This is a genomic window from Streptomyces noursei, from assembly GCF_016917755.1.
Taxonomy (GTDB): Bacteria; Actinomycetota; Actinomycetes; order Streptomycetales; family Streptomycetaceae; genus Streptomyces; species Streptomyces yunnanensis.
Genome location: NZ_CP070326.1, coordinates 9353601 through 9377818, shown reverse-complemented (window position 1 = coordinate 9377818; position 24218 = coordinate 9353601). Strand labels below are relative to the sequence as shown.

26 protein-coding genes are annotated in these 24218 nt (G+C 70.7%); 13 read left to right on the top strand and 13 right to left on the bottom strand.

Annotated elements, in window-relative coordinates; all coding sequences use genetic code 11:
• Position 1 precedes the first annotated feature (1 nt).
• A complete protein-coding gene (locus tag JNO44_RS40850; RefSeq protein ID WP_205368992.1) occupies positions 2 to 967 on the bottom strand; it encodes an isocyanide synthase family protein in 966 nt (321 codons plus the stop codon).
• Positions 968 to 1540: 573 nt separating this feature from the next.
• Here JNO44_RS40850 and JNO44_RS40845 point away from each other — a divergent pair.
• Positions 1541 to 2530 (top strand): LysR family transcriptional regulator, encoded by a 990-nt coding sequence (locus JNO44_RS40845; RefSeq protein WP_205368991.1) that lies wholly within the window; start codon positions 1541 to 1543, stop codon positions 2528 to 2530.
• A gap of 114 nt (positions 2531 to 2644) precedes the next feature.
• Here the strand turns inward: JNO44_RS40845 and JNO44_RS40840 are convergent, their stop codons facing one another.
• Positions 2645 to 3085, bottom strand: coding sequence for a hypothetical protein (locus tag JNO44_RS40840; RefSeq protein WP_205368990.1), 441 nt, complete (start codon positions 3083 to 3085; stop codon positions 2645 to 2647).
• 179 nt (positions 3086 to 3264) lie between these two features.
• On the opposite strand from JNO44_RS40840, the gene JNO44_RS40835 reads away from it, so the two are divergent.
• The 4 genes from JNO44_RS40835 (at position 3265) to JNO44_RS40820 (ending at position 6942) form a co-directional block, all read left to right on the top strand.
• Entirely contained in the window at positions 3265 to 4509 is a 1245-nt protein-coding gene (locus JNO44_RS40835; RefSeq protein ID WP_205368989.1) for a sensor histidine kinase, read from the top strand.
• Positions 4506 to 5144: a response regulator gene (locus JNO44_RS40830; RefSeq protein ID WP_039640358.1), complete on the top strand. Its 639-nt coding sequence runs from the start codon at positions 4506 to 4508 to the stop codon at positions 5142 to 5144. Before JNO44_RS40835 ends, JNO44_RS40830 begins: the two co-directional genes overlap by 4 nt.
• Positions 5145 to 5205: 61 nt before the next feature.
• Positions 5206 to 6033 carry an SDR family oxidoreductase gene (locus tag JNO44_RS40825; RefSeq protein WP_205368988.1) on the top strand — a complete coding sequence of 276 codons (828 nt, stop codon included), beginning with the start codon at positions 5206 to 5208 and terminating at the stop codon, positions 6031 to 6033.
• Between the two features lie 201 nt (positions 6034 to 6234).
• Entirely contained in the window at positions 6235 to 6942 is a 708-nt protein-coding gene (locus JNO44_RS40820; protein ID WP_205368987.1) for a restriction endonuclease, read from the top strand.
• Here JNO44_RS40820 and JNO44_RS40815 read toward each other — a convergent pair.
• From JNO44_RS40815 to JNO44_RS40800, 4 genes are all read right to left on the bottom strand, one after another.
• On the bottom strand, positions 6939 to 7763 hold the full coding sequence (locus JNO44_RS40815) for a class I SAM-dependent methyltransferase (RefSeq protein WP_205368986.1): 825 nt from the start codon (positions 7761 to 7763) through the stop codon (positions 6939 to 6941). The genes JNO44_RS40820 and JNO44_RS40815 overlap by 4 nt on opposite strands.
• Before the next feature lie 99 nt (positions 7764 to 7862).
• The gene (locus tag JNO44_RS40810; RefSeq protein ID WP_205368985.1) at positions 7863 to 8528 is read right to left on the bottom strand and encodes an SDR family NAD(P)-dependent oxidoreductase; all 666 of its coding nucleotides are present in this window, start codon (positions 8526 to 8528) and stop codon (positions 7863 to 7865) included.
• Positions 8529 to 8647: 119 nt separating this feature from the next.
• Complete coding sequence (locus JNO44_RS40805) at positions 8648 to 9313, bottom strand: class I SAM-dependent methyltransferase (protein WP_205368984.1); 666 nt, start codon at positions 9311 to 9313, stop codon at positions 8648 to 8650.
• Positions 9314 to 9443: 130 nt separating this feature from the next.
• Positions 9444 to 10826, bottom strand: coding sequence for an MFS transporter (locus tag JNO44_RS40800; RefSeq protein ID WP_205368983.1), 1383 nt, complete (start codon positions 10824 to 10826; stop codon positions 9444 to 9446).
• Here JNO44_RS40800 and JNO44_RS40795 point away from each other — a divergent pair.
• Entirely contained in the window at positions 10825 to 10974 is a 150-nt protein-coding gene (locus JNO44_RS40795) for a hypothetical protein (protein WP_205368982.1), read from the top strand. The genes JNO44_RS40800 and JNO44_RS40795 overlap by 2 nt on opposite strands.
• A gap of 99 nt (positions 10975 to 11073) precedes the next feature.
• Complete coding sequence (locus JNO44_RS40790) at positions 11074 to 12501, top strand: amino acid permease (protein ID WP_205368981.1); 1428 nt, start codon at positions 11074 to 11076, stop codon at positions 12499 to 12501.
• Positions 12502 to 12613: 112 nt separating this feature from the next.
• On the opposite strand, the gene argG is transcribed toward JNO44_RS40790, so the two are convergent.
• The 3 genes from argG to JNO44_RS44695 form a co-directional block, all read right to left on the bottom strand.
• Positions 12614 to 14068 carry an argininosuccinate synthase gene (argG, locus tag JNO44_RS40785; RefSeq protein WP_205368980.1) on the bottom strand — a complete coding sequence of 485 codons (1455 nt, stop codon included), beginning with the start codon at positions 14066 to 14068 and terminating at the stop codon, positions 12614 to 12616.
• A 376-nt stretch (positions 14069 to 14444) separates the two neighbouring features.
• Positions 14445 to 14681 (bottom strand): hypothetical protein, encoded by a 237-nt coding sequence (locus JNO44_RS40780; RefSeq protein ID WP_039630984.1) that lies wholly within the window; start codon positions 14679 to 14681, stop codon positions 14445 to 14447.
• A gap of 77 nt (positions 14682 to 14758) precedes the next feature.
• Positions 14759 to 15790, bottom strand: a complete 1032-nt coding sequence (locus JNO44_RS44695) for a SpoIIE family protein phosphatase (RefSeq protein WP_275695790.1) — start codon at positions 15788 to 15790, stop codon at positions 14759 to 14761.
• A 785-nt stretch (positions 15791 to 16575) separates the two neighbouring features.
• Between JNO44_RS44695 and JNO44_RS40770 the strand changes: the two genes are divergently transcribed.
• From JNO44_RS40770 to JNO44_RS40755, 4 genes are all read left to right on the top strand, one after another.
• Positions 16576 to 17073 carry a hypothetical protein gene (locus JNO44_RS40770; protein WP_205368979.1) on the top strand — a complete coding sequence of 166 codons (498 nt, stop codon included), beginning with the start codon at positions 16576 to 16578 and terminating at the stop codon, positions 17071 to 17073.
• A gap of 292 nt (positions 17074 to 17365) precedes the next feature.
• Positions 17366 to 17644, top strand: coding sequence for a hypothetical protein (locus JNO44_RS40765; RefSeq protein WP_039630977.1), 279 nt, complete (start codon positions 17366 to 17368; stop codon positions 17642 to 17644).
• A 751-nt stretch (positions 17645 to 18395) separates the two neighbouring features.
• Complete coding sequence (locus JNO44_RS40760; protein ID WP_205368978.1) at positions 18396 to 19205, top strand: hypothetical protein; 810 nt, start codon at positions 18396 to 18398, stop codon at positions 19203 to 19205.
• 329 nt (positions 19206 to 19534) lie between these two features.
• Entirely contained in the window at positions 19535 to 19810 is a 276-nt protein-coding gene (locus JNO44_RS40755) for a hypothetical protein (RefSeq protein WP_039630974.1), read from the top strand.
• 353 nt (positions 19811 to 20163) lie between these two features.
• On the opposite strand, the gene JNO44_RS40750 is transcribed toward JNO44_RS40755, so the two are convergent.
• From JNO44_RS40750 to JNO44_RS40740, 3 genes are all read right to left on the bottom strand, one after another.
• Positions 20164 to 20502, bottom strand: coding sequence for a hypothetical protein (locus JNO44_RS40750; RefSeq protein WP_205368977.1), 339 nt, complete (start codon positions 20500 to 20502; stop codon positions 20164 to 20166).
• 128 nt (positions 20503 to 20630) lie between these two features.
• Positions 20631 to 20906, bottom strand: coding sequence for a hypothetical protein (locus JNO44_RS40745; RefSeq protein WP_205368976.1), 276 nt, complete (start codon positions 20904 to 20906; stop codon positions 20631 to 20633).
• A gap of 326 nt (positions 20907 to 21232) precedes the next feature.
• Positions 21233 to 21475 (bottom strand): hypothetical protein, encoded by a 243-nt coding sequence (locus JNO44_RS40740; RefSeq protein WP_039630971.1) that lies wholly within the window; start codon positions 21473 to 21475, stop codon positions 21233 to 21235.
• 727 nt (positions 21476 to 22202) lie between these two features.
• Here JNO44_RS40740 and JNO44_RS44950 point away from each other — a divergent pair.
• Entirely contained in the window at positions 22203 to 22820 is a 618-nt protein-coding gene (locus JNO44_RS44950) for a hypothetical protein (RefSeq protein ID WP_205368975.1), read from the top strand.
• 129 nt (positions 22821 to 22949) lie between these two features.
• The gene (locus JNO44_RS40730; RefSeq protein ID WP_205368974.1) at positions 22950 to 23297 is read left to right on the top strand and encodes a hypothetical protein; all 348 of its coding nucleotides are present in this window, start codon (positions 22950 to 22952) and stop codon (positions 23295 to 23297) included.
• A 301-nt stretch (positions 23298 to 23598) separates the two neighbouring features.
• Here the strand turns inward: JNO44_RS40730 and JNO44_RS40725 are convergent, their stop codons facing one another.
• Positions 23599 to 23889, bottom strand: a complete 291-nt coding sequence (locus JNO44_RS40725) for a hypothetical protein (RefSeq protein ID WP_205368973.1) — start codon at positions 23887 to 23889, stop codon at positions 23599 to 23601.
• Positions 23890 to 24218: the final 329 nt, after the last annotated feature.

Genomic DNA, 24218 nt, shown 5'->3' with positions numbered 1-24218 from the left:
GTCAGGAAACCCTTTCCAGTGCGGCCGTGGAGAGATGGGGCGCTATGAAGTGGCTCGGGCGGCCGTCCCGCCACACGACCGTGGCGTGCAGCCGCTCGGCGTCCCAGCGCTTGACGAGGGAACAGCTCACCCCGTCGTCCAGCACCACGCCGTGCCACGGCGTCAGCCAGCCGTCCCTGGTCGGCATGAGCTGCAGACCGAACTTCTCCGAGTGCGGGGGCTGCGGGTGTATGGACAGCCGTATCGCCCGGGGGAATGTCGCGGCGACCAGCCGGCTCCACGCGTTGCTGCGCAGGATGGTCTGGTACGCCGTGTCCTTCGAGTCGTTGCGCAGTTTCGTCCGGGACGCGTCGGCGCCCCGGCGGGCCACCGCGTCCTCGAACATGAAGCGGTGTATCCCGTTGAACAGCGACCGCGTGCTGCGGTCGCTGCGGACCTTCTCCTTCAGCTCCGCGAGGGTGGCGGAGTAGTTCTCCTCCAGCACCTTCCGCATCACCGGATAGTGCATGCCGCCGAACGCGTCATTGAGGCCGAACAGGTCGATGGCGGACCACCGCGCGGTGCTGATCATTTCCGTGAGCGAATCCCGGTATTCGGTCACCGTGGTGTCGGCGACCCCGACCACATCGCCGAAGACATGGCCGTCCGAGCAGATCGTGACCCGGGCGCCCGGACGGTAGAAGTGGCCCACGTAGTCGCACAGCGACTGCAGGAATCCCAGCGCCAGACGCTCGCCGAGGTCCGGCAGTACGCCGAGCACCTTGCTCTGGTTCGGCGATTTCGCCGGAAAGGCCGGCACGACGAAGTGGATGGGCTCATCGCGCTCGATGAAGTGCTCCATCCGCTCCCGGTGTGCCTCGAAACACGCCGGACACGGATCGTCACCCGCGGTGTCGCCGTCCTGCTCGACCAGTGATTCGTCGACGCGCCGATATCGATACAGGAGTTCCAGGACACGCTGGGACACCTGCGTCGCGGTCGACGCCTCCATCATTTTTCCGTTCAACGTTCCTCCGAGATGAATGAATTGCTCGTTCCGGGCCCGACCGCAGGCCGGGTTCCGGGCTCAATCAATTCGTCCGACACTCTCTGGAGGGCTGTATGCCAGCATCCCCCGTAACCGTCACCGGCGACCGGCGCGGAACGGTACGCCCCACAAGAAGGAATTGGGTCGGAAACTGCCCCCGCTTCCCCCGCGATGCGTGATCCGCCACCGCGGCCGGCGCGCTGGACGCGGCGATTCCGCCATACCGGCAAGTGCGTTCTCCCGCAACGGAATCTCCCGCATCCAGATCGACGGTCGCTCCCGGATGAAAACGACCGAGAGCACTTCCGCATGCCTGCGGGTGGATTTGGGCAGGAGTAAGGAAGCCGTGGTCACTTTTCGGCACCTTTTCCCCAGCGGCGTCATTTCCCCCCGCAGCACGCTGAAGTAACGCCAGCTTCCCCCCGGATCAAGGCCCTACGCAAGGATCCATCGATTAACATGCCTGATGGATGACGGGGTGCCATCCATTGATCAAATGGGAGGAAGGCGTCCATGGCCGGTGTCTACGATCCGTCGGTTCAGCAACTGCGGTCGCTGCTGACGCTGGCCGAGGAGCTGCACTTCGGCCGGGCCGCGGCGCGGCTCTACCTCACCCAGCCCGCCCTCAGCCTCCAGATCCGCACCCTGGAACGCCGGCTGGGAGTCCGGCTGTTCACCCGCACCAGCCGGCGGGTGGAGGTGACCCCGGTGGGTCGCGCGCTGCTGCCGCTGGTGCGGAACATCGTCGGCGCGACGGACGAACTGCGCGACGCGGCCCTGTCCTCACTGGCCGAGGGCGGCGGCCTCCGGCTCCGGGTGGGACTCACCGACTGCGCGACCGCGCTCGGTGCCACCCGCCGCGTCATCGCCGGCCTCACCACCCGACACCCCGCCCTGGAGATCGACTTCCGCGTGGTGGACCTGGTCGAGCAGGTGACGGGCCTGGCGACCGGCCGGATCGACGCGGCCTTCGTCTATCTGCCGGTGGCCGAGGACTTCCACATCCAGCCGCTCACGACGGAGGCGCGCGTGGCGTGCTTATCGAGCACCGACCCGCTGTCCCAGCGCTCCTCGGTCTGCCTGGCGGACCTCGCCGACCGCCCCATGGTGAGCCTGACGCCGCAGGTGCCCCGGGCCGTACGCGACTTCTGGTCCGTCGACCCGCGACCGGACGGCGTCCCGGTGCGCTACACCGCACACGAGGTCTCCCGCGTCGAATCCCTGCTGTCCGCGGTGTCGTTCGACGGCGCCCGGGCCTTCCTGCCGGCCGTCGCGGCCGAACTCTATCCGCGGCCCGACGTCCGCTACCTCCCCGTGACGGACCTGCCGCCGTGTACGTTCGCGATCGCCTGGCCCGAGGCCGATCGCGACGCCCCGCACCTCGCCCTCCTGGCGGACGTCTGCCGCGCTCTGCGCGACGAGGGCTTTCCCACCGACCCTCCGGCCCCCGCCCCCCGGACGGACCCCGACGCTTCCCTCCCCAGCCTGGCCGAACGCCAGTGACGTGACCGCCGGCGGACGCGGCCGAGCTGCGTGTCCCATCCCCCCGCGCCTCGACCTCGTCGTCCCGAACCCCACGCCCTCGCGCGACGTGCCACGCTCCCACCAGCCACCGGGTCAGGCGGACCGACGCCGCGCCAGCCACCCGCACAGGGCGGCCAACGGCAGTTCGGCCGCGACGGCCATCACGGCCGCGACGGCCAGCTCCGGGCCGGGGGCGGCGGTGGCGACGTCGACACAGACGTCGGCGAGGAGGAGGACGGCCGCGGCGGCCGCGGGGGCGCGGTGCCGGAGGCCGGCGCGCCACAGGCGGGTACCGGCCGCGAGCAGGGCGACGGCCTCCAACACATCGAGAGTGACCCAGGCGATCGCCTCGACCGGCGGCAGGGTGCCCGCGAGGTAGCCGAGCCAGGGCAGGAGGGCGAGCCCGGAGCCCACGAGTATGCGGCCCTGCCAGCGGCGCGCCCGGCCGGGGCGCGCGGGCCCACCACGGCCGACGCGGGTCCCCGTGCAGCAACGGCCCGTGTACGCAAGGGGGGTGAGGGTGGTCGGGGCCATGGCGGCGGAGGATCCTTCCGGTGTCGCGAACCCGTCCGTCGGGCTCGTGATCAACACTCCGCTCCCCGCCGCCCGCAGTCAGTAGCACCGCTGTCCGACTTGGGGTGGCACCAGCTTCACCCCGGTTCCGGATACAGGCGGGATAGCCCCCGCTGACCTGGGCGTTTACCGTCGTACCCATGACCCGATCCGAGGGGCGGCCAGGCCGCCGGGCCCGTCTCACCGCGCAGGCCGCCTTTCTGTACACCGGCGTCCTGCTGCACGGTGCCGCCTTCCTGCTGTGGGTGTGGTTCAGCCTCACCGTCGTCTACGCACCCGGTGTGGCGGTGGCCCCGTTGCTGTTCGCCACCGCCGGCGCGACATCGGTGACCTGGCTCCAGCGCCGCCGCTTCGCCGCGTACGCGGACACCGCCATCCCCCACACCCCACCCGTGAAGGCCCCCGACGCCTTCCGGCGTGCCGTGGGCCGGCTGCGCACCGCCGCGTACTGGCGCCACCTCGGCTACCACCAGCTGGCCGGTCCGGTGCTGGGCGTCGTGGAGGCCGTGGCACTCGCCCTGTGGGTGGGCAGCATCGGCGGCATCACCTACTACGCCTGGTACTGGCTGCTGCCGCGGCACTGGGCCTTCGTCCAGTGGTCCGACGTCGACGGCTGGAAGATGGCCGTGGCCGGGCTGGTCGTCCTGCCGTTCCTGCCGCGGCTGACCGGTGCCCTGCTACGCCTGGAGTCGGTGATCGCCCGGCGGCTGCTCGGGCCCAGCCGGGCCGAGGAGTTGGCGCGACGCGTCGAGGACCTGGCCGAACGCCGGGCCGAGACGCTGGCCGCCGCGGACGCCGAGCGCCGCCGCATCGAACGCGATCTGCACGACGGCGCGCAGCAGCGCCTGGTGTCCCTTGCGGTCAACCTGGGCCTGGCCCGGGCCACCCTCACCGATCTGCCACCCGAGGCCCGAGCGGTCATCGACGAGGCGCACCGCGAGGCGAAGGAGGCCCTGGAGGAACTCAACCATCTGGTACGCGGCCTGCACCCGCACGTCCTGGACGACCGCGGACTGGACGCGGCGCTCTCCGGCATCGCCGCCCGGGCGCCGCTGCCCGTCCAACTCGCCGTCGACGTGCCCGAGCGGGCCGCGCCCGCCGTGGAGGCGGTGGCCTACTTCGTCGTCTCCGAGGCGCTGGCGAACGTCACCAAGCACGCACGGGCGAGTCGGGCCGAGGTGACGGTCGCACGGGCCGGTGACACGCTGCGGGTCCGGGTCGTCGATGATGGCAGGGGAGGGGCGGACCCCTCCGGGGGAACCGGCCTGACCGGGCTCACGCACCGCGTGGCCTCGGTGGACGGCACCCTCGCCATCGACAGCCCCCGCGGGGGCCCGACCACCATCACCGTGGAGCTGCCGTGCACGCTGCCAAGCGCGCTGTGATCGCCGAGGACTCCGTCCTGCTCAGGATCGGCGTGGTCAAAGTCCTGGAGACCGCCGGGTTCGAGGTGGTGGCCGAGGCCGGTGACGCGGAAGGGCTGTTGCGGGCCGTCGAGGAGCACCGCCCGGACATCGCCGTCGTCGACGTCCGGATGCCGCCCGGCTTCACCGACGAAGGAGTGCGGGCCGCGCTGGTCATCCGGCAGCAGTGGCCGGACACCGCCGTCCTGATGCTGTCCCAGTACGTCGAGGAGCGCTACGCCGCCGAACTGCTCGCGACGAACACCAGCGGCGTCGGCTACCTCCTCAAGCAACGGGTCGCCGACGTCGAGGAGTTCATCGAGGCGCTGCGCCGGGTCGCGGCCGGCGGCACGGCCCTGGACCCGCAGGTGGTGGCACAGCTGCTGGTGCGGCGCCCCAGCGACCCGGTGGGGCGCCTGACCGAGCGCGAGCGCGAGGTGCTGGCGCTGATGGCCGAGGGCCGCTCCAACGCGGGCATCGCCGCCCAACTGGTGGTCAGCGAAAGCGCGGTGGCCAAACACATCAACAACATCCTGGCGAAGCTGGACCTTCCCAGGGCGGAGGGCGACCACCGCCGCGTCCTGGCGGTGCTGCGCTTCCTGGGCGTGAGCGGCTAGAAGCTGCCACGGACCGCGACGGACTGCCATGGGACACCCCCAGGCCCTAGCCTGACGCTCCATGAACATCCTGATCGTAGGCGGCAGTGGCTTCCTGGGCCGCGAGCTGATCCAGCGGGCGGCGGTGGCCGGCCACACCGTGACGGCGACCTTCGCGACCCGCGCCGGCGACGTCCCCGGGGCCCGCTGGCTGCCCCTGGACCTCCGCCGCGGCGAGCAGATCCCCCGGGTGCTCGGCGCGGTCCGACCGGACGTCGTGGTCAACGCGGCGTATCGCAAGACCGACTGGGCCACCACGGCCGACGGCGCGATCCGGCTGGCCGTGGCCGCCACGCAGCACGGGGCCCGGCTGGTGCAGGTGTCGAGCGACGCCGTGTTCTCCGGTGCCGACGTCCACTACGACGAATCCGCCGCACCGGACCCGCTCACGCCGTACGGTGCCGCGAAGGCCGCCGCCGAAACGGCGATCCGGCTGCTCGCCCCGGCCGCCGTCGTCGCCCGCACCTCGCTGATCATCGGCGACGGCGGTTCCGCACACGAGGCACTGGTCCACGACCTGGCCGCCGGGCGACGCGGGGGCGCACTGTTCACCGACGAGTTCCGGTGCCCCGTCCACGTCGCCGACCTCGCCGGGGCCCTCCTGGAACTGACCGCCTCCGCCCACACCGGGGTGTGCCACCTTGCCGGAGCGGACGCGGTCAGCCGCCATGAACTCGGTGTGCTGATCGCCGAGCGCGACGCCTTGGACGCCTCCCGACTGCCCGCCGGCCGCCGCGCCGACACCGGCTCCCCGGGCGCGCTGGACGTCCGCCTGGACAGCGCCCGCACCCAACGCACCCTGCGCACCACCCTGCGCGGCGCCCGCACCTTCCTCCGCCGCGAACCCTGACGGCCTGACGGTCTGACGGCCCCGGGCCCGGCCGCCGGCCACCGGTACGTTCGCGCCAACCCTTTGCAACTGCGGTGCGGCGCCATCGGGTTCGGGCTACACAGGAGGGTCGGGAGGGGTCCTGCCGGTGAGCGGGGCGACGGCGGTCGGCCCGGAGGTCGGGACGGCTGCCGACGGCAACCGACAGGGGGAGGAACCCGCATGACCACGCGAGCCCGACGACCACGCGCCAGCACAGGGCGTCCCGGCCGACGTCCCGTCCGCCGCCCGACCCGGCGCCCCGGCCGCCGCCCCCGCGGCCGAGCCGCCCGGCGCCGCGCGCGCGAGCAGGCCGCCACCCGCCTCGTCGTCGCCGGCCTGGTGCTCGTCGCCCTCGTCGCGGTCGCGCGCGAGTACCCCGTCACCACCCTCGTCCTCGGCGTTCTCGCCGTCGCCGGCGCAACGTCGGTCTTCCTCGCCCGCACCGGCCGCCTCCACCTCCCCGGCCCGATCGGGCCCCGCCAGGACGTCACCCACACCCTCGCCGCGTACCACCACATGACCGGCACCCAGTTCGAGCACGCCGTCGCCGACCTCGCCCGCCGCGACCCCGCCGTGCGCTCCGCGACCGTTTCCGGCGGCGCCAACGACCGGGGGCTGGACGTCCTCGTCGTCCTGCACGACGGTCGACGGGTCGCCGTGCAGTGCAAGCGGTACGCCGAAGGCAACCGGGTCGGCGCCCCCGCGATCTACACCGCGAACGGCACGTACCGCGACTACCACCGCTGCGACCACGCCGTCATCGTCACCACCTCCCGCTTCACCCGCGACGCCGAGGTCGCCAACGCCTCGCTCGCCGCACCACTCCGGCTGATCGACGGCCGCGGCCTGGCCCGTTGGGCCGGCGGCGGCCGCCCGCCCTGGGCCTAGGGCGCCGTCCGCCCCAGGAAGAGGCTCGTGGTCACCCTCACCTGCGCGTGTCCGCCGTGAGCGTCCACGATGCGGGCCACCTCGTCGAGGACCCGCTCGCGGGGCCGGGCCGGGAGGGCCCGGTAGCCGCCGTAGGAGGCGAGCAGGCCGAGCAGGGCGGACGTGGACCGTTCGTGGACGGAGGTGTAGAGGCGGTGCTCCGGGGCGACGAAGCCGGCCGCCGTCATCTCGCGCCACTGCCGGGACTCGGGGCCGCGGCGCGCGGGGCGGGGGCGGGGATCGAGGAGCGTGTCCGCAGGTATCTCGATGCCGTGCCGGGCGTGGGCGGCGGTCAGGCGCTCCGTCAGCTCACCGGACGAGAGGCACCAGTGGTTCCAGAAGAGCCCGATCGCTCCACCGGGCGAGAGCGCGGCCCGCGCTCTGTCCCAGCGTGCGGCGGGATCGACCCAGTGCCATGCCTGTGCGCAGTACAGCAGCCCGTAGCGCCGCCCGGGGCGCCAGCTCTCGAAGTCGGCGACCTCGACGGTGACCTCGGGCAGTTCCGCGCAGCGGCGGCGCAGCACCCGGGCCATGCGGACGTCCGGCTCGACGCAGGTCACCGGTACGCCGGACCGCGCGAAGGCCAGTGTCGCCTTGCCCGTTCCGGCACCGACCTCCAGCGCCGGCTCGTGCGCGGCCAGAGCGGAGAAGTCCAGGACGTCCTGGACGAGTTGCGGGGGATAGCCGGGTCTGGCCGTGTCGTACTGCTCGGCGTCGTCGCCGAAGATGTGCCGGCGCGACCGCGCCGACGCCGGGTCATGGTCGGGAGTCCCGTACGGCATGGATGCCACGGTAGGCGACCGGCCCGCCGACGGGGAGGGCGCCCGTCGTGGATTGGCCGGCCGCACCGGCTGTACCGACCGGCCGCACCGGGCCTCTCGCTACTCGACCGTTCCGCCCTCGATCAGCACGTCGTCCACCCACGCCCCGGCCGACTGCCGGGCGAGCCGCAGGTAGTGCTCGGCGATCCGGTCGGGGTCGAGGTCGGATCCCGGGGAGACCGGTCCGCCGACGGTGACGGTGGCGAGGTGCACCCCGCGCGGCCCGAACTCGTCGGCGAGCACCGAACGGGCCGCGCGCAGCGCGGCCTTGCCGAGGGACAGGCTCGTCGCCCCGGCGCGCGGGGCCGGCATACCGGACGTGAGCAGAACGGTGCCGCCTCCGGCCGCCGCCATGCGCGGAGCCAGGTGCGTCACCGCGCTCACCGCGCCGACCACGTTGACCCGTAGCGTCGCCGTCAGCTCCGCTGCGGACAGTTCGCCCGGGCGGTCGTAGCGGACCCAGGCGGCGTTGTAGACGAGCACGTCCGGGACGCCGAGCCGTTCGACGGCGGCGTCCAGGCCGGCGCGCAGCGATGCCTCGTCGGCCGCGTCGGCGAGCAGGCCGAGAGCCGTGCCGCCGGCCTGCTCGACCGCCGCGACGGCGCCGTCGACGGTGGACCGGGAGCGGGCCAGCACCGCCACCGACGCGCCGTCCTCGGCGAACCGCCGGGCCACGGCCCGGCCGATGCCGGGCCCCGCCCCGATCACGAACGTCGTTCCCGTCATGGTGCGTCAACTTCCCTTCACTGGCGTCGGGGCAATCGACTGCCGCCGATCATGTCCGTCGCAGGGGTAACTCCGAGGCGCCCGCCGGGTATTCCGCGCCGCGGCCGGGCCCGGTCCGCTCAGCGGGGCAGGGTCTGGGTGACGCGCCACAGACGGCGCGGGAGTTCGCCTTCCTCGAAGGCGTGGACGTCGGCCAGGCGCCAGCCCTCGGCGAGGTCGTCGACCAGGCGCCGGGAGAAGAAGTGGACGGCGAAGCCGCCGTGTTCGTAGATGTCGTCGCCGTGCCCGGTACCGGCCTCGTAGTGGGCGTCGCCGATGTGCCGGACCGTGTAGACGAACACGCCCCCCGGGCGCAGGACGCGCCGGACCTCGTCGACCAGGGCCCGGATGTCGGGTGTGGACAGCGCCATGCACAGCAGCATGTGCGCGAAGACCGCCTCCGTGGAGTCGTCCGCCAGCGGCAGCGGCCCACGGACGTCGTGCACGGAGGTGGTGATCCGGTCGCCGAGGCCCTCGACCCGGGCGGCGTGGCGCAACTGGTCGAGGGCGGTGGCGCTGAAGTCGGTCGCGTGGACGGTGAAGCCCTCGCGGGCGAAGTGCAGGGCGTCGCGGCCGTGGCCGGCGCCCAGTTCCAGCACCTTCGCGGCACCGGCGGCACGGAACACCTCGGCGGCATGCCGGGCCGGCGCGGAAGGCCGGCTCCCGTACATGCCGGGGTGCGCGGAGTAGGTCTCCTGCCAGTGACGCCACTGGTCGGCCGCCAGCCCCCGCTCGCCGTGCGCCATCGTCCCTCGCCTCGTGCGCGCCCTCGCCCGGTGCGCGCCCTCGCTTCGTGCGTAGTGCACCTTCCACACTAGTACGGGGGTGCGAAAGCCCGGACGCGCCCGGAGGCCGTGCGCCCCTGGCCGGCGGCCCTCAGTCCCGGAGCGCCCGGCGGTGACCGTCGTCCCGCGAGATGGCGAGGGCGAGCGCCCCCACGGCGCAGGTGACGACGACGTAGTACGCCGGGACGTCGGGGTTGCCCGTGCGGCGGATGAGTTCGGTGATGAGCAGGCCCGCGCAGCCGGAGAAGACCGCGTTCGCCAGCGCATAGGCCACGCCGAGGCCGGTGTGGCGGGCCTGCGTGGGGAACATTTCGGCCAGCATCGCCGGCCCCGGACCGGCCGACAGGCCCACCAGGGCACCGGCGAGCGCCACCGCGCCGCACGTCAGCCACACCGGGGCACCGGGGTCCTGCACGACGTGGAGCAAGGGCAGCGCCGACAGTGCCGCGAGGACCGCCCCGGTGGCCATCACGGGCCGCCGGCCCAGCCGGTCGCTCAACGCGCCCGCCGGGACGATCGCGGCGGCGAAGCCGAGGTTGGCGACGACCGTGGCCAGCAGCGCCTGTTGCGCGCTCCTGCCCACCGTCTGCTGAAGGTAGGTCGGCAGCACCACGAGGAAGGTGTAACCGGCCGCCGACCACGCCATGAGCCGCCCGCATCCCACCACCACCGCGCACACGGTCCTCGCCGACACCGACTCCCCGGCCGCCGCCGGCCCGGGCACCGCCTGCCCGGCCGTCGACTTCCCGGACGCCCCCGGAGGCACCCGCACCCGTACCCGATCCGCCCGCGCCGCTCGCACGAACGCCGGCGATTCCGTCAGCCGCAGCCGCAGCCACAGCGCGCCCAACCCCATCGGCAGCGCCGCCAGGAACGGCAGCCGCCATCCCCACACCGCGACCTGGCTCTCCGTCAGAGCGGACGTCACCAGCGTCGCGGCGGCGGCACCCCCGAGCAGTCCGAACGCGACGGTGAGCGATTGCCACGCCCCGTACGCCCCCCGTTTCCCGGGCGGTGCGCTCTCCGTCATCAGGGCGACCGCGCCGCCGAACTCCCCACCGGCCGACAGGCCCTGCACGATCCGCAACGCCGTCAGCAGCCAGGGCGCGACGGCACCGACCGTGGCGTACGGGGGCAGCAGGCCGATCGCCGTCGTCGCGGCGGTCATCGTCAGTACCGCGGCGACCAGCGCCGGCCGGCGCCCGTAGCGGTCCCCGACCCGGCCGAGGAGGAGCGCGCCCACCGGCCGGAAGAAGAACGCCAGCGCGAACGATGCATACGTCCTGACCAGCGCCTCCGCGGCCCCGCCGCCCTGCGGGGTGAAGAAGGTGGCCGCGATGGTGGTGGCGAAGTACGCGTAGACGCCGAACTCGTACCACTCGATGAAGTTGCCGACCGCACCCGCGACCACGCTCCGGCGCGCGAGCACCGCCCCGGACGTCCCGCTGGACGGCCCGTCAGTGGAAATCCTCATGACGGAAGCCTTCCCCGCCCGCCGGGCCCGTCCCGACCGTGCCCGGCATCGCGAACTTCCGCCCCGCCGCGTCGAGTTCGCCGTGCCGGGCCGGACGTTCCAGGCGTACCGGACCCTCCGGGCGTATCCGCCCCCTCACTCCACGTGAGCGCGGCGTCCGAATAGCGGGCGTTCACGCCCCGCGCGCCACCCGCCCCGCAGACTCGTCAGGCTCATCGAACGTCTCACGCAATGAACAGGCACGACCATGACTCGGAATCTCCCCCGGTCAACCCAGGGTTCCCCGCAGGCCGTGCAGGCCGTGCAGGACGCCGCGCCCGCGTTGTCGCACGGACTCAAGCAGCGTCATCTGTCGATGATCGCGCTCGGCGGGGTGATCGGCGCGGGGCTCTTCGTGGGCTCCGGGGTCGGCATCGCCGCGGCGGGCCCGGCCATCGTGCTCCTCTTCGTGGGCACCGGCGCCCTGGTCATGTTGATCATGCGGATGCTCGGCGAGATGTCCGCGGCCCGGCCCTCCACCGGCTCGTTCTCCGTACACGCCGAGGAGGAACTCGGCTCCTGGGCCGGGACCACCTCGGGCTGGATGTACTGGCTGATGCTCTGCGCGGGCGTGGCCGCCGAGGCCACCGCGGCGGGCGCCATCATGCACACCTGGGTGTCGTTCATCCCCGCCTACGGCTGGGTGGCGATCTTCATGGCGTTCTTCTGCGCCAGCAATCTGACCGCGGTCAAGAACTTCGGCGAGTTCGAGTTCTGGTTCGCCGCCATCAAGGTCACCGTGATCGTCGCGTTCCTGGTGCTGGGCGTGCTCGGCATCCTCGGAGTGTTCGGCGACGCCCCGGGCACGCGCCACCTCACCGGCCACGGCGGCTTCTTCCCGACCGGCGCCGCCGGCCTCGCCGCAGGGCTGCTGACCACCATTTCCGGCTTCGCCGGCCTGGAGACCGTCACCATCGCGGCGGCCGAGTCCGACCGGCCGAGCCACAACGTCGCCCGCGCCGTCCGCACCGCCGTCTGGCGCATCGCGGTGTTCTACATCGGCTCCATGGCCGTGGTCGTCACCCTGGTGCCGTGGAACGACCCGAAGGTCGCCACGGACGGCCCGTACGTCACCGTGCTCGACCGGCTCGGCATCCCGGCCGCCGGCACGATCATGCAGATCGTGGTGCTGGTGGCCCTGCTCTCCGCGATGAACGCCAACATCTACGGCTCCTCGCGGATGGCGTACTCGCTGGTCAGCCGGGGCCAGGGCCCACGCTTCCTGGGCAAGGTCACCCGGGGCATCCCGGCCGCCGCCGTGCTGGCGTCCTGCGTGTTCGGCTTCGCGGCGGTGATCGCCGGGGTCATCTGGCCGACCACCGTGTTCGCCTGGCTGCTCAACATCGCCGGCTGCTCGGTGCTGGTCGTCTGGTCGATCGTCTGCCTGACCCAGCTGAAGATGCGCCGCCGCCTGGAACGCGAGGCGCCCGATCAGCTCCTGGTGCGGATGTGGGGCTTCCCCTACCTCACCTGGGTGGCGTTCGCCGCCATCCTCGGCGTCTTCGCCGTCATGGCCACCAGCGGGGACGGCCGGCAGCAGCTCGCCGGCACGGCCGTCGTGGTGGCGGCGCTGATCGGCGCGGACCGCGTCAGGCGGCGCCGCGCCCGCCGGACCACCGACGCCGCCCAGCAGTAGCCGGGGGCGCCGCCCACCGGCCCCGGCCAACGGAGAAGGCCGGCTCGACGCGCACCGCGCCGAGCCGGCCTTCTCCGTCCGCACAGCCCCCGCGGGGGCTCGTCCGGCGGCGTCAGTCCGTACCGAACTCCATCGCGGCCCGGTCCAGCAGGGCGTCGTCCTCGGAGACCTCGCCCCGCGAGGCGATGGCCTCGGCGCCGCCCTCCGGCAGCTCCGGCATGGTCCCGATCAGCCCGGTCGCGGCGGCCTGGGAGGCGCCGATGGTGGGGCTGCCGGTGCCGATCAGGCCGAGGCCGGCGTACTGCTCCAGCTTGGCGCGCGAGTCGGCGATGTCCAGGTTGCGCATGGTCAGCTGGCCGATCCGGTCCACCGGGCCGAACGCCGAGTCCTCGGTGCGCTCCATGGACAGCTTGTCCGGGTGGTAGCTGAAGGCCGGGCCGGTGGTGTCGAGGACCGAGTAGTCCTCACCGCGCCGCAGCCGCAGCGTCACCTCGCCGGTGACGGCCGCGCCGACCCAGCGCTGCAGCGACTCGCGCACCATCAGCGCCTGCGGGTCCAGCCAGCGACCCTCGTACATCAGCCGGCCCAGGCGCCGCCCCTCGTTGTGGTACTGGGCGAGGGTGTCCTCGTTGTGGATCGCGTTGACCAGCCGCTCGTACGCGGCGTGCAGCAGGGCCATGCCGGGCGCCTCGTAGATGCCGCGGCTCTTGGCCTCGATGATCCGGTTCTCGATCTGGTCCGACATGCCCATGCCGTGGCGCCCGCCGATGGCGTTGGCCTCCATGACCAGGTCGACGGGGGAGGCGAACTCCTTGCCGTTGACCGTCACCGGCCGGCCCTGGTCGAAGCCGATCGTCACGTCCTCGGTGAGGATCTCGACGTTCGGGTCCCAGAACCGCACACCCATGATCGGCTCGACGGTCTCCACGCCGGTGTCCAGGTGCTCCAGGGTCTTGGCCTCATGGGTGGCGCCCCAGATGTTGGCGTCCGTGGAGTACGCCTTCTCCGTGCTGTCCCGGTAGGGCAGGTCGTGGGCGAGCAGCCACTCCGACATTTCCTTACGGCCGCCGAGTTCGCTGACGAAGGCCGCGTCCAGCCACGGCTTGTAGATCCGCAGGTTCGGGTTGGCCAGCAGGCCGTACCGGTAGAACCGCTCGATGTCATTGCCCTTGAACGTCGAGCCGTCGCCCCAGATCTGCACGTTGTCCTCAAGCATCGCCCGCACCAGGAGCGTGCCGGTGACGGCGCGGCCGAGCGGCGTGGTGTTGAAGTACGCCCGCCCGCCCGAGCGGATGTGGAACGCCCCGCAGGTGAGCGCGGCCAGGCCCTCCTCGACCAGCGCCGCACGGCAGTCGACCAGGCGCGCGATCTCGGCACCGTAGGTCTTCGCCCGGCCGGGCACCGAGGCGATGTCGGGCTCGTCGTACTGGCCGATGTCGGCGGTGTAGGTGCACGGGACGGCACCCTTGTCGCGCATCCACGCGACCGCGACCGAGGTGTCGAGGCCGCCCGAGAAGGCGATGCCGACGCGCTCGCCGGCCGGAAGGGAGGTGAGGACCTTAGACATGGAAAGATTATGCATCGGAATGCATGGTCATGCAACCCGGAGGTACGGCCCGGCCGCCCGGCGGCCTGCCGGGGGGCGTCGACGATCGGCGTGTCAGGTGTTCTCCGGGCCGTCGTTGCGGTCTCGCCGCACGTGGACCCAATGGACCGCGCGCGTCCGCCAGCGGCAACAGGAAGAACCGCCTCCCTCCCGCTCGCAACGCGCCGTTCACTTCCGTCCTGATCGCCGGAATTCCGCCACGTGACCAGACGGCGCGCCGGCCCGCCACGGGATCCGTACGACTCGCGAAGAGCGGCGAACGGCCCCGCCGCCCGGGCTTGTCGCCCTGGCGCCGAGGCCGTTGCAGGTAATTTACGCGGCTTGTGGCAGGTGTGTCTTAGCGGCAGTTGCCCGCGCTGGTGACCTGCGCGCCAGGGCTGCCCTCGCCGCCGAGCAGGTTGGCCAGCAGGCCGTTGGCGATTCCGACCTCGCCGAGGATGTCGAGGTTCAGTTCGTGGTTTTTGCAGCCGCCGCCGTGCTCTCCGCTGCTCTGGGCGTGAGCGGTACCGGTGCCGAGGAGCCCGACGCTGCCGATTACGGCAGCCACTGCAGCGGCCTTGCGAAGCTTGTGCATTTTTCCTCCTTGAATCGAGCGGAACGGGCATCAAAGATCCAGTTTGCGCTGATTCGGAGGCTAATCCGATATACATACTATTGCTCACCCCGGCGCAGCCATCCGGGGGTTGGGGGCTTCGACACGCCGTGTCGAGCAGCACGAACGGCCCAGCCGTGAGGTATAGCGATCAACTTTCGGGCGCACTTCCGACGGCCTGTCACGCGCCGTTCGGATCGGGGGTGTGGGGGTGGGGTGGGGGCGGCGGATGGCGACGGCTGCGGCGTCGTCGGTGAGGCGGCCGTTGGTGTGGGTGAGGAGGTCTTGGCGTAGTTGTTGGAGGTGGAGGTGGAGGTGGTGGCGGGGGTGAGGGGGTGGGCGTGGCCGTTGCGGAGGAGGAGTGGGGGTGGGTGGCCGCAGCTGATGGTGCTCAGTTCGTGGCGGTGGTCGGGGATATCGAGGAGGGAGACGGTGGCGAAGGTCTCCTCGGCCCCAGCACCAGCCCCGACACTGGCACCGGTCCCGGTCCCGGTCTCGGCGTCGGCGTCGGCTTCGGTGCCGACCCCAGTCCCGGTCCCGGTGCTGGGGTTGGTGTTGTCTGCGGTGGTGTGCCATTGGCTGGTGTCCGAGCGGATGGCGCCGTCGCGGTGGCGGGCGAGGCGGGGGAGGGTGGCTTGGCGGTGGGCGGTGGTGCGGGCGGCGGCGAAGAGGTCGCCGCCCATTCCTGCTGCTTCTTCGGCGGGGAGAGGGAGGCGATTTCGAGGTCGCCGCTGTGTGGGGGGGAGGGGGCGCAGGAGGACTCTTTGGGCGACAGCTGCCACCGAGCGGCTGCGGGAGAGGCGGCGTTCGCTGCGTTCCCGTACGACGGTGAAGACGAAGACCAGTGCGGAGACCACGATCAGGGCACCGATCTGCGCGTAGAGGTTCTCCGTGAACAACGCGCCCTGCAGGGCGGCGACGATGACGTCGGCGGCCAGCGTCAGCCCGCTGATCAGGGCGGTCGGCACCGGGCCGGCGACGGCCGCGCCGAGGGCCGGGGCGGCGACCAGGAGCGGCCGCAGATGGACGTCCGGCGGCGAGAGGGCGTCCGCGGAGCACACCGCGACGATCAACCCGATCGGAATCAGCATCGGGGCGTGGCTCGGATCCGGTCGTCGGCGCAGATGCGCCAACCGTCGAAAAGCCATGCGTCATGGTCGCATTCGGACAGGAGCGCACGAAGCACCTCGCCGCACTCCATGACCGCCGCCCACACGAACGCTCACCACCCACCGCCCCTCCCCACCACAACTTCCGTCCCGTGAAACCCAGTTCGACGGACCCATCGGACGGCACCGACCTCCCGGGACGCCCCCGCCGCCGACCCACGCCCGCCGACGGGACGGTCAACTGCGGTCAACGACAGGACCGAAGCCCACCGCTTCCGAACGTCCGCCCCTCCATCAGGCATCGCGCACCAGCAACCACCCGAAGGGCTTCGGACACACCCCCTTCCACGAAGGAAAGGGCACCGGCACTCCAAATGATTCATACCGGTGGGCAAATGGGTGACCGTGCATTGATTCCCGTGACCAGGCCCGGGCAAGTGCCGTTCCCCGCTGGGAGAGAACAGCTGTTGGGCCTATGGGCCGCTGGCCGGGATCATCTCTCGTCCCTGGCAATTGGGGCGGCCCGCGGCCACCACGTCGATGCGACGTCCGAAGCGAATCGGAGGAGAGACGATGGACCGCGCCATCGAATCCCGGCCGCCCCGGATGCCTTTACGACGGGTGTTGCCGCGGTCCCGCGGAAGGCTTCCACCGTGGTTCTGCACAGGGTGCGCAAGATGCGAAGCCCGGGGTCACCTCTGTTTGCGCACTCAAGACAGCGATAAGTAATCAGATTTCCATACAGGTCATGAAGGGCCGAGGGTTCCATGCGCAAGCTTCACCAGATCGCGCTCGTCGCCGCCGCGGCTGGCGGTCTGTCCACCATCGGCGCCAGCGCTAGCCACGCCGACGCTCCTGTCGGGTACAGCGGCCCGCCCACCGCCACGCAACCGGACGCCCCGCAGGCAGACGCCTGGACGGCCTCGGGCGCTACGTCGCACACTTACGGATCGCACGGAGGCCCGCAGCAGGCCGGGCCGCAGCAGGCCGCCGCCCCGCAACCCCTCGTTCCGCAGGGCGGCCCGGACGTGTCCCCGCAGCTCAACCCGCAGCTCAACCCGCAACTCTCGCCTCAGGTGGCGCAGCTCCTGCCACAATCCGGTCCGCACGACCAGAACAACGCCTTCCGCCCGTACCAGGAGTGCAGCCCGCAGTCGTTGCTCGACGCCAACGTCCCGATCGGCCTGCTTGCCACTCCGGAGACGCGGGGCTTCAACTGCGCCCAGAACAATGCCCAGGCCAACGCCCACGCAACGGCCAGGTAGTAGCAAGGCGACGACTGCCGCAGGCCCTTCGAGGGGATTCCCTCGGAGGGCCTTCTTGCACGCCCTGGGCAAAGGGGCCTTGGGGCGCGGCCCGAATCCGGTCCATTGCAGTGTCTCCGACCAATCGGACTCATGTGCGCCTGAACTGCTCAGGTTCCGGGGCAACTTCCAAAAACTTCGATCTCATAATCCGGCGCGTCGCTCAAGGATGATGGATATTTCGTATTAGCCTCCTCAAGTGTACGAAGTCGGTACACCGCAGATCACATCGGCTCAAACTTCCGGAGAAGAAATGCGCAAGCTCTACAAGGCGGCCGTCTTGGCTGCTGCCATCGGTAGCGTTGGCTTCCTCGGCGCCGGCACCGCCAACGCCGATGGCGGCATGGGCGGCGGCAAGTTCGACATCAAGCAGGGCAGCCAGTGCCGTTCTCATGACCTGAATGTGGATGTCCTCGGCGAGGTCGGCATCCTCAACGGCCTGCTGGGCAACGCGCTCAACGGTGAGGGCTCGCCGGGTGCGCAGTCCACTCACATGGGTTCGAGCATGGGCTGCAACAACAGCGCGTTCTGACCCGCTAGTAGCAGTCGAGCAGGTCACCCATAGGGTTCTCGACGCCGAGCCGTAAGGCCGGCGTCGAGAACCCTTTTTTCGATCCTTGAGACCGTCTCCGCGCGTATCGGTTCGCCATTGGCTCCTCTTGCTGCGACCGGGACGAGTACGAAGTCACCGCCCCGGCCCAATTTCTACCCCGAACGCCGGTCGCATTATCGCGAAATAACCTTTCTGTCGTGGCTTCGACTTGAACGCGCCAGCGTATCCTCGGTGATGCCCGCGATCGTCGACAATGCCCCTTCCTGGGAACGTAGTTGGCGATGCCGATATAGGAGTTCGGGCGTCGCGGACCCGCGTCCAGGCCGCTGACACTCCAAATGATTCATGCCGCTGGGCAAACGGGTGACCGTGCACCGATTCCCGTGACCAGGCCCGGGGATGCGCCGTTCCACGGTGGGAGAGAACAGCGAATGGGTCAATGGGCCGCCGGCCGGGAGGGCTTCTGCTTCCCGGCACTTGGGCGGTCTGCGGCGACGGTGTCGACACGGTGCCCGACGTGAATCGGAGGCGAAGCGATGCGCTGCACCGCCGAATCCGAGGTCCGTCGGAAAGTCCTACGGCTGGTGTTGCCGCGGTCCTTCGGGTGGCTCCCGCCGTGGCTTTGCACGGGGTGCGCAGGGCGCGAAGCCCGCGATTACCTCTGTTTGCGCACTCAAGACAGCGATAAGTAATCAGATTTCCATACAGGTAATGAAGGGCCGAGGGTTTTATGCGCAAGCTTCATCAGATCGCACTCGTCGTCGCAGCGGCTGGCGGTCTGTCCACCATCGGCGCCGGCGTGAGTCATGCCGATGCTCCTGCCGGGTACAACGGTGCCGCCCCGCCCATTGCTCCTCAGGCCCCGGCTCCGCAGCAGTACGCGTCGGCCCCCGCACCGCAGCAGCCGGTGCCGCAGTACGCGCAGCAGCCGGCTCCCGCGCCGGCCCCCGCTCCGCAGTACGCCCAACAGCCGGCTCCGCAGCAGCCGGTTCCGCAGTACGTGCAGCAGCCGGCACCCCAGGCTCCGGCTCCGCAGTACGTGCAGCAGCCGGCTCCGGCTCCGGCCCCGGCCCCGGCCCCCGCTCCACAGCAGTACGCGCCGGCTCCGGCCCCCGCTCCGCAGCAGTACGCGCCGGCTCCGGCCCCCGCTCCGCAGCCGCAGGCGGCCCCCCAGGTATCCGCTCCGCAGTACGAGGCGCCGCACGTCACTGCCGCGGCCACCTCGGGCGGTGCCGCAATGGCCTCCACGTCTCCCGGCGGCGGCCCCCAGTCCGCCCCGCAGGCGTCGGCTCCGGCCCAGGCCCCGCAGGTCGCCCCCCAGGCGGCCCCGCAGGTCACGCCCCAGGTGGCGCCGCAGGTCTCCGTCCCGCAGGTCTTCTCCCCGCAGCCCGCCCCCCGGGTGTCGCCTCAGGTGAACCCGCAGGTCAACCCGCTCGTCAATCCCCTGATCTCCCCGGACGTTCCGCAGGTGTCCCCGCTCGGCATGGGGCGGCTGGCGGCGCCTCCGCTGGGTCAGCTCGACCTGCCCCGCATGGCCTGACCGGGACGCTCCGGAGTACCGGCGCCGAACCGCGGCGACAGCGGGGCCGAGCCACCGACTGTCGCCGCCGAGCGCACTCCGGTCACAACAGCCGGGCAGAACAGGTCTGTTGATTCCGGAGCCGCAGCTCATGGACGCTGTCCGGCGCGCCGTTCCCCTTCCCGATCAGCCCTCGTGCACCCGAACTCCAAGGGTTCCTCTGCGCTCGCTGCGCAGGGGTGTGCCCGTTCCGGCCTGCCGATGCCGGGCCACGGGGCACCACACCGGCCTCCGTGGCAGCAAGAAGCAGTCCAACCACCCGTCACAACCGCTCAATCACCGGAGAAGACATGCGCACGTTCCACAAGGTTGCCGTCGTGGCTGCCGCACTCGGCAGCGTCGGAGCCTTCGGCGCAGGCACCGCATACGCCCACGGCGAGCCGGGGCACGACCTCGACGTCAGTCAGGGCACCGAGTGCCGGTCGCACGACATGAACATCGACGTCCTCGGGGCAGTGGGACTTCTCAACGGCCCGCTGGGCAACGCCCTCAACGGCGAGGGCGCGCCCGGTTCGCAGCCCTCTCACCTGGGCTCGGACTTCCGCTGCGACAACAGCGCCTTCTGAGCGACTGCCCATAACGCAGGAGCTTTCACCGTCCCGGTGCCGAGCCACGAACTCGGCGCCGGGACGCTTTGTTTGCAGGGCGGCGCGTACGCTTGCCGGGCACGCGAACGGCGGATGGCCGGACCGACATCAACTCGGCCTGGCCATCCGCCGTTTGACGGGGTGCTTTGGGTCGTCACCCCATGATCAGACGGAAGGGGAAAGCAGCCTGTGGTGCTGCCGGTTCGGCGCGCGGGCCGTCATGTTGCCTGGCGGCGCGTCGGCCGGCTCCGGTCGAGGGATGCTCGCGGGGCGCCTGCGTGCCTTGCAGGAGACCCGGCTTCGCGATGCCCGTCGACGATGCGCACAACAGCTCACCCGCGGTTTTCTCCATCCATTGCGGGCTGCGAGTCGCCGGGCACCGGAGCCGAGTTGCTGCAGGTGACGGCGGGCCCGACCAGCATGGTCCCCGGATTCAGCACTCCGTGCGTGGGGAGCTGGAGGGGGGACGACGGCTGGCAGTTCTGCTGCTGGGTGAGGCTGTACTTGCCGTCGTCACTGGTCGTTTTCTGAAGGCAGCTGACGTTCCCTTGGACGTCCCGTGTGCAGAATCCTCTGGTGTCCGCTGCCTGAGCCTGAGGGGCGATGACACAGGCGACGGTGAGGCCGCCCATCAGTGCCGCGACGGCTGCGATCTTCTTCCGACTGAACATGTACTGCATTCCTTTGTGGTCGATGCTCGGGCGCGGTGACCGTGAACGGACCCGCGCCCGAGCTCTGAGAATGCCGAAAGGGGTTCCGGTGCCCGGACCCGCAGGTCGGACACCGGAACCCCGCCCGGTTACTTGCCGAGGGCGCTGTTGTTGCAGCCGATGCTCGAGCCGATCGGGGTGGCCTGCGCGCCCGCGGAACCCTCGCCGTTGAGGACGTTGGCCAACACTCCGTTGAGAATGCCGACCTCGCCGAGGACGTCGACGTTCAGGTCGTGCGTCCGGCACTGAGAGCCCTGGTGGACGCCGACGCCGCCGCCCCCGCTGGCGTACGAGGTGCCGGTGCCGAGGAATCCGATGCTGCCCAGGGCGATGGTTACGACAGCAACTTTCTGAAGCTTGCGCATTTCTTCTCCGTGGATTGGTGCGGAAACGATCGGTTACCGATCGACTTCGTGCAGTTGCGGATAGTTAATACGAAAGATTCTCGGTTGCTGGGAGACGCGCCGGATGTTAGGAGCTTCTTGCGGTGAGCTGAACGCCTGCAACGATCCCAAGTTCCTGGTGGGTTGGGGATTCAACGGGCCGAGGGGGGCTCGAAAGGTCCTTGGTGAACCACTCGTTCGGCCGCATCGGTGCGGCCCGTGCCGGCCGGCAACAAGAAAACGGGCCCTTCGGGGGAACATTCCCGAAGGGCCCGCGTCCGGTGTCGGGTGCGACGATCCCGGTGGTCCTACTTGGTGAAGGAGTGGTTGAACTGGCCGCAGGTGGTGCCCCAGGTCTCGGGAACGGCGAGCACGCCGAGCGGGAGGTTGGCATCGGCCACGGTCTGCGGGCTGCACTCCTGGTACGGACGGAAGAGCTCGTTGTGCGACCTCCCGCCCTCGTGGGCGTAGGCAGTGCCGACCCCGGCACCGACGGCGGACAAACCGCCGGCCGCTGCGGCCACGATCATGACCTGCTGAAGCTTGCGCATGGAACCCTCGACCTTCGTACCTGTACTTAAGCCCTGCTTGCTGGCTGTGACTGCGCGCACACTAGCAGTAGCCAATCTGGGCGTTCCAGTCCGTTGTGTGCATTGTGTCGGGTGGGTGGCGGGCGCTTCGTCGGCACGTGGCGAGGTACTCCGTGCCGTGGTGCTGCGGGAGTTGGGGCCCGGCCTGCGTCAAGGCGCGGTCCATATGGCTGCCTGACGTGCCGTCATTTCGGATTGCGGGCGTCCGTCGTCGGACTTGCGGTGCCGGCGCTTTCGTCGATTCTCGAGAATCGCGGACGCGGCGCCGATGGCAAACGGGTGACAGTTGGGCGGCTCCCGTGCCCCTGTTGGGGGCTCGTCTCGTTTCCCTGTCGGAGGGCGCAGGAGAAGGGTTCGGTAGACGCCGTGTGGCGTGCCCCGGATCCCGTCGCGCGCTTTTTCTGCTGCTCGTGTCGGCGTCAACTGGCCGTATGTGTTTGCTGGTTGGGGATTCCTCGGCGTGGGTCTGTGGTGATCACTGCGCGTACCTCGTTCGCGGTACGGGGCGCCGGGATGCGCTGTGGCCGGCTCGTCGTGGGCGTAACCGGTGGGGCCTCCTGTTGCGGGTCCGACACGAAGTGTGTAGAGGAGCGAAATCCATGATTGGCCACTCTGGGTCTGCATATCCTCACACTAGGTAATCGCGGCATGTCATCTCCATCCCACGCAATCAAGGATCAAAGGTTCCATGCGCAAACTTCAGAGAGTTGCCATCGTCGTCGCAGCCGTCGGCTGCTTCTCCACCGTCAGCGCCGGAGTCAGCCTGGCTGACGGGTACGGCGGCGGGCCGCAGGTCGCGGCCTGGGCCGTATCCCAGTCCGCGGCAGGTGCCGTCGCCACCGGCGGTTCCCCGCACGGCGAGCAGGCGGCTCCGCAGGCCGCTCCTCAGGCTCCTGCTCAGCAGGCTCCTGCGCCGCAGGCCGCCCCGCCGGCCCCCGTCCAGCAGGCTCCGGCCCCGCAGGCCGCCCCGCCGGCCCCGGTCCAGCCGGCTCCCGCGCCGGCCCCCGCTCCCCAGGCCGCCCCGCCGGCCCCCGTCCAGCAGGCTCCTGCGCCGCAGGCCGCTCCTCAGGCTCCGGTGCAGCAGGGTCCGGCCCAGCAATCCGGCCACGACAAGGGCCAGGAGGTGTCGATCAAGCAGAACACCATGTGCCGGTCGCACGACCTGAACGTCAACGTCCTCGGTCAGGTCGGCCTGCTGAACGGCGTGTTGGGCAACGCGCTCAACGGCGAAGGCAAGGCCGGCGAGCAGGGGACCCGCCAGGGTTCGAACATGGGTTGCGACAACGGCGCCGCCCTCCGCAAGTAAGTAAGACGGGGTTCTGGTGTCCGGCCTTCGGGTCCGGGCACCAGAACCCTTTTTCGGCATTCTCAGGGCTCGGGCGCGGGCTCGTTCGGTGCATTGCGCCCGGGCGTCAACCACAAAGGAACGCAGTACATGTTCAGTCGCAAGAAGATCGCAGCAATCGTGGCACTGATGGGCGGCCTCACCGCGGCCTCCGCCCTCGCTTCCCAAGCGCATGCAGAGGGCGGGGATCAGTGCAGCCGCGGCGAGACGGGTAACAAGGTCTGCGTTCACAAGTACGAGGCCGCCTACCGAACGAAGGACGGCAAGCGCATCGTCATCGACCAGGAGCAGCGGTGCGCGTCGACCGCCAGGGACCGTGTGGTGTGGCCCGAGAACGGTCTGCTGGGCGACCAGGAGACGAACGTCGGCCCGCAGATGAACTGCTCCAACCACTTCTCGGCCCCCAAGGGTTTCAAAGGTCCGCACGTCAACCTCTGAGCCTTATGTGACGGACGGCCGGGGCGGGTGATCCCGCGTCGGCTGACATGCCAAGGGACCGGTCGCACGTCGGCGACCGGTCCCTTGGTCGTGTGCGGAGGTGGCCGGCGCCGCGAACTCGGCCGGGCGCGGGGCTCTTGTGCTGTGTGGTGCCGCGCGGAGCCGTGGGCCGCGGCGTGCCGTCGGGGTGGAAGGCGTCGGGGTTCAACGTGCCCCGGGGGGAGAGGATTCGGGCCCCGACATGCAGGGGTTCCGGCGCCCGGTCTGCGACCTGGACGCCGGAACCCCTGGCTGTTTTCGGTTACTTGTTGAACGCCCCGTTGTTGCAGCCCATGGTCGAGCCCATGTGGGTGTTCTGCGCGCCCGGCGAGCCTTCGCCGTTGAGGAGGTTGCCGCCCAGACCGTTCCCGATCCCGACCTCACCGAGGATGTCGACGTTGGTGTCGTGTGATCTGCACTCGGCGCTCTGCTTGATGTCGAAGCGGGCGCTGCCGCCGCCCCTCTCGCCGTCGGCGTTGGCGGTACCGGCACCGAGGATGGTGACGCTACTGAGGACAGCAGCCACGAGAGCAGCCTTGTGAAGCTTGCGCATTTCTTCTCCGGTGAATTGAGCGGGTGAGGTCGTTTATGCAACGACTTCGTACTGCCAGGGAGGCTAATACGAAATGCCTCTGAAGTCGTTCAACGACGCGCCGGATTGTATGATGTCGAATTTGCGACTTGGTGGGCGGGAGGGGATTTTCGGGCGTCGGCGGCCGTGGGTGGGAGTGGGCGTCAGGTCGAATTCCCCTGTTTGGTCGAAGGTATTCGAGGGGGTGAGATGCGGGGCTTCTGTCGTATGGCCGGCGCGTTGTTATCGGGGTGCGGCTTGTTCGGGCTTTTCGGCGTCGCGCGATCAGGTGACCGGTTGGCGTGGGCGAG

What these genes read in the sequence shown, in the direction of transcription:
- JNO44_RS40740 (WP_039630971.1), bottom strand. Translation starts at nt 21,475, where the DNA reads ATGCGCAAGCTTCAGCAGGTCATGATCGTGGCCGCAGCGGCCGGCGGT.
- JNO44_RS40815 (WP_205368986.1), bottom strand. Translation starts at nt 7,763, where the DNA reads ATGCCGTACGGGACTCCCGACCATGACCCGGCGTCGGCGCGGTCGCGC.
- JNO44_RS40840 (WP_205368990.1), bottom strand. Translation starts at nt 3,085, where the DNA reads ATGGCCCCGACCACCCTCACCCCCCTTGCGTACACGGGCCGTTGCTGC.
- JNO44_RS40725 (WP_205368973.1), bottom strand. Translation starts at nt 23,889, where the DNA reads ATGCGCAAGCTTCACAAGGCTGCTCTCGTGGCTGCTGTCCTCAGTAGC.
- JNO44_RS40770 (WP_205368979.1), top strand. Translation starts at nt 16,576, where the DNA reads ATGCGCAAGCTTCACCAGATCGCGCTCGTCGCCGCCGCGGCTGGCGGT.
- JNO44_RS40745 (WP_205368976.1), bottom strand. Translation starts at nt 20,906, where the DNA reads ATGCGCAAGCTTCAGAAAGTTGCTGTCGTAACCATCGCCCTGGGCAGC.
- JNO44_RS40805 (WP_205368984.1), bottom strand. Translation starts at nt 9,313, where the DNA reads ATGGCGCACGGCGAGCGGGGGCTGGCGGCCGACCAGTGGCGTCACTGG.
- JNO44_RS40790 (WP_205368981.1), top strand. Translation starts at nt 11,074, where the DNA reads ATGACTCGGAATCTCCCCCGGTCAACCCAGGGTTCCCCGCAGGCCGTG.
- argG (WP_205368980.1), bottom strand. Translation starts at nt 14,068, where the DNA reads ATGTCTAAGGTCCTCACCTCCCTTCCGGCCGGCGAGCGCGTCGGCATC.
- JNO44_RS40760 (WP_205368978.1), top strand. Translation starts at nt 18,396, where the DNA reads ATGCGCAAGCTTCATCAGATCGCACTCGTCGTCGCAGCGGCTGGCGGT.
- JNO44_RS40795 (WP_205368982.1), top strand. Translation starts at nt 10,825, where the DNA reads ATGACGGAAGCCTTCCCCGCCCGCCGGGCCCGTCCCGACCGTGCCCGG.
- JNO44_RS40800 (WP_205368983.1), bottom strand. Translation starts at nt 10,826, where the DNA reads ATGAGGATTTCCACTGACGGGCCGTCCAGCGGGACGTCCGGGGCGGTG.
- JNO44_RS40730 (WP_205368974.1), top strand. Translation starts at nt 22,950, where the DNA reads ATGTTCAGTCGCAAGAAGATCGCAGCAATCGTGGCACTGATGGGCGGC.
- JNO44_RS40750 (WP_205368977.1), bottom strand. Translation starts at nt 20,502, where the DNA reads ATGTTCAGTCGGAAGAAGATCGCAGCCGTCGCGGCACTGATGGGCGGC.
- JNO44_RS40820 (WP_205368987.1), top strand. Translation starts at nt 6,235, where the DNA reads ATGACCACGCGAGCCCGACGACCACGCGCCAGCACAGGGCGTCCCGGC.
- JNO44_RS40845 (WP_205368991.1), top strand. Translation starts at nt 1,541, where the DNA reads ATGGCCGGTGTCTACGATCCGTCGGTTCAGCAACTGCGGTCGCTGCTG.
- JNO44_RS40765 (WP_039630977.1), top strand. Translation starts at nt 17,366, where the DNA reads ATGCGCAAGCTCTACAAGGCGGCCGTCTTGGCTGCTGCCATCGGTAGC.
- JNO44_RS44950 (WP_205368975.1), top strand. Translation starts at nt 22,203, where the DNA reads ATGCGCAAACTTCAGAGAGTTGCCATCGTCGTCGCAGCCGTCGGCTGC.
- JNO44_RS40810 (WP_205368985.1), bottom strand. Translation starts at nt 8,528, where the DNA reads ATGACGGGAACGACGTTCGTGATCGGGGCGGGGCCCGGCATCGGCCGG.
- JNO44_RS40755 (WP_039630974.1), top strand. Translation starts at nt 19,535, where the DNA reads ATGCGCACGTTCCACAAGGTTGCCGTCGTGGCTGCCGCACTCGGCAGC.
- JNO44_RS40835 (WP_205368989.1), top strand. Translation starts at nt 3,265, where the DNA reads ATGACCCGATCCGAGGGGCGGCCAGGCCGCCGGGCCCGTCTCACCGCG.
- JNO44_RS40825 (WP_205368988.1), top strand. Translation starts at nt 5,206, where the DNA reads ATGAACATCCTGATCGTAGGCGGCAGTGGCTTCCTGGGCCGCGAGCTG.
- JNO44_RS44695 (WP_275695790.1), bottom strand. Translation starts at nt 15,790, where the DNA reads ATGCTGATTCCGATCGGGTTGATCGTCGCGGTGTGCTCCGCGGACGCC.
- JNO44_RS40780 (WP_039630984.1), bottom strand. Translation starts at nt 14,681, where the DNA reads ATGCACAAGCTTCGCAAGGCCGCTGCAGTGGCTGCCGTAATCGGCAGC.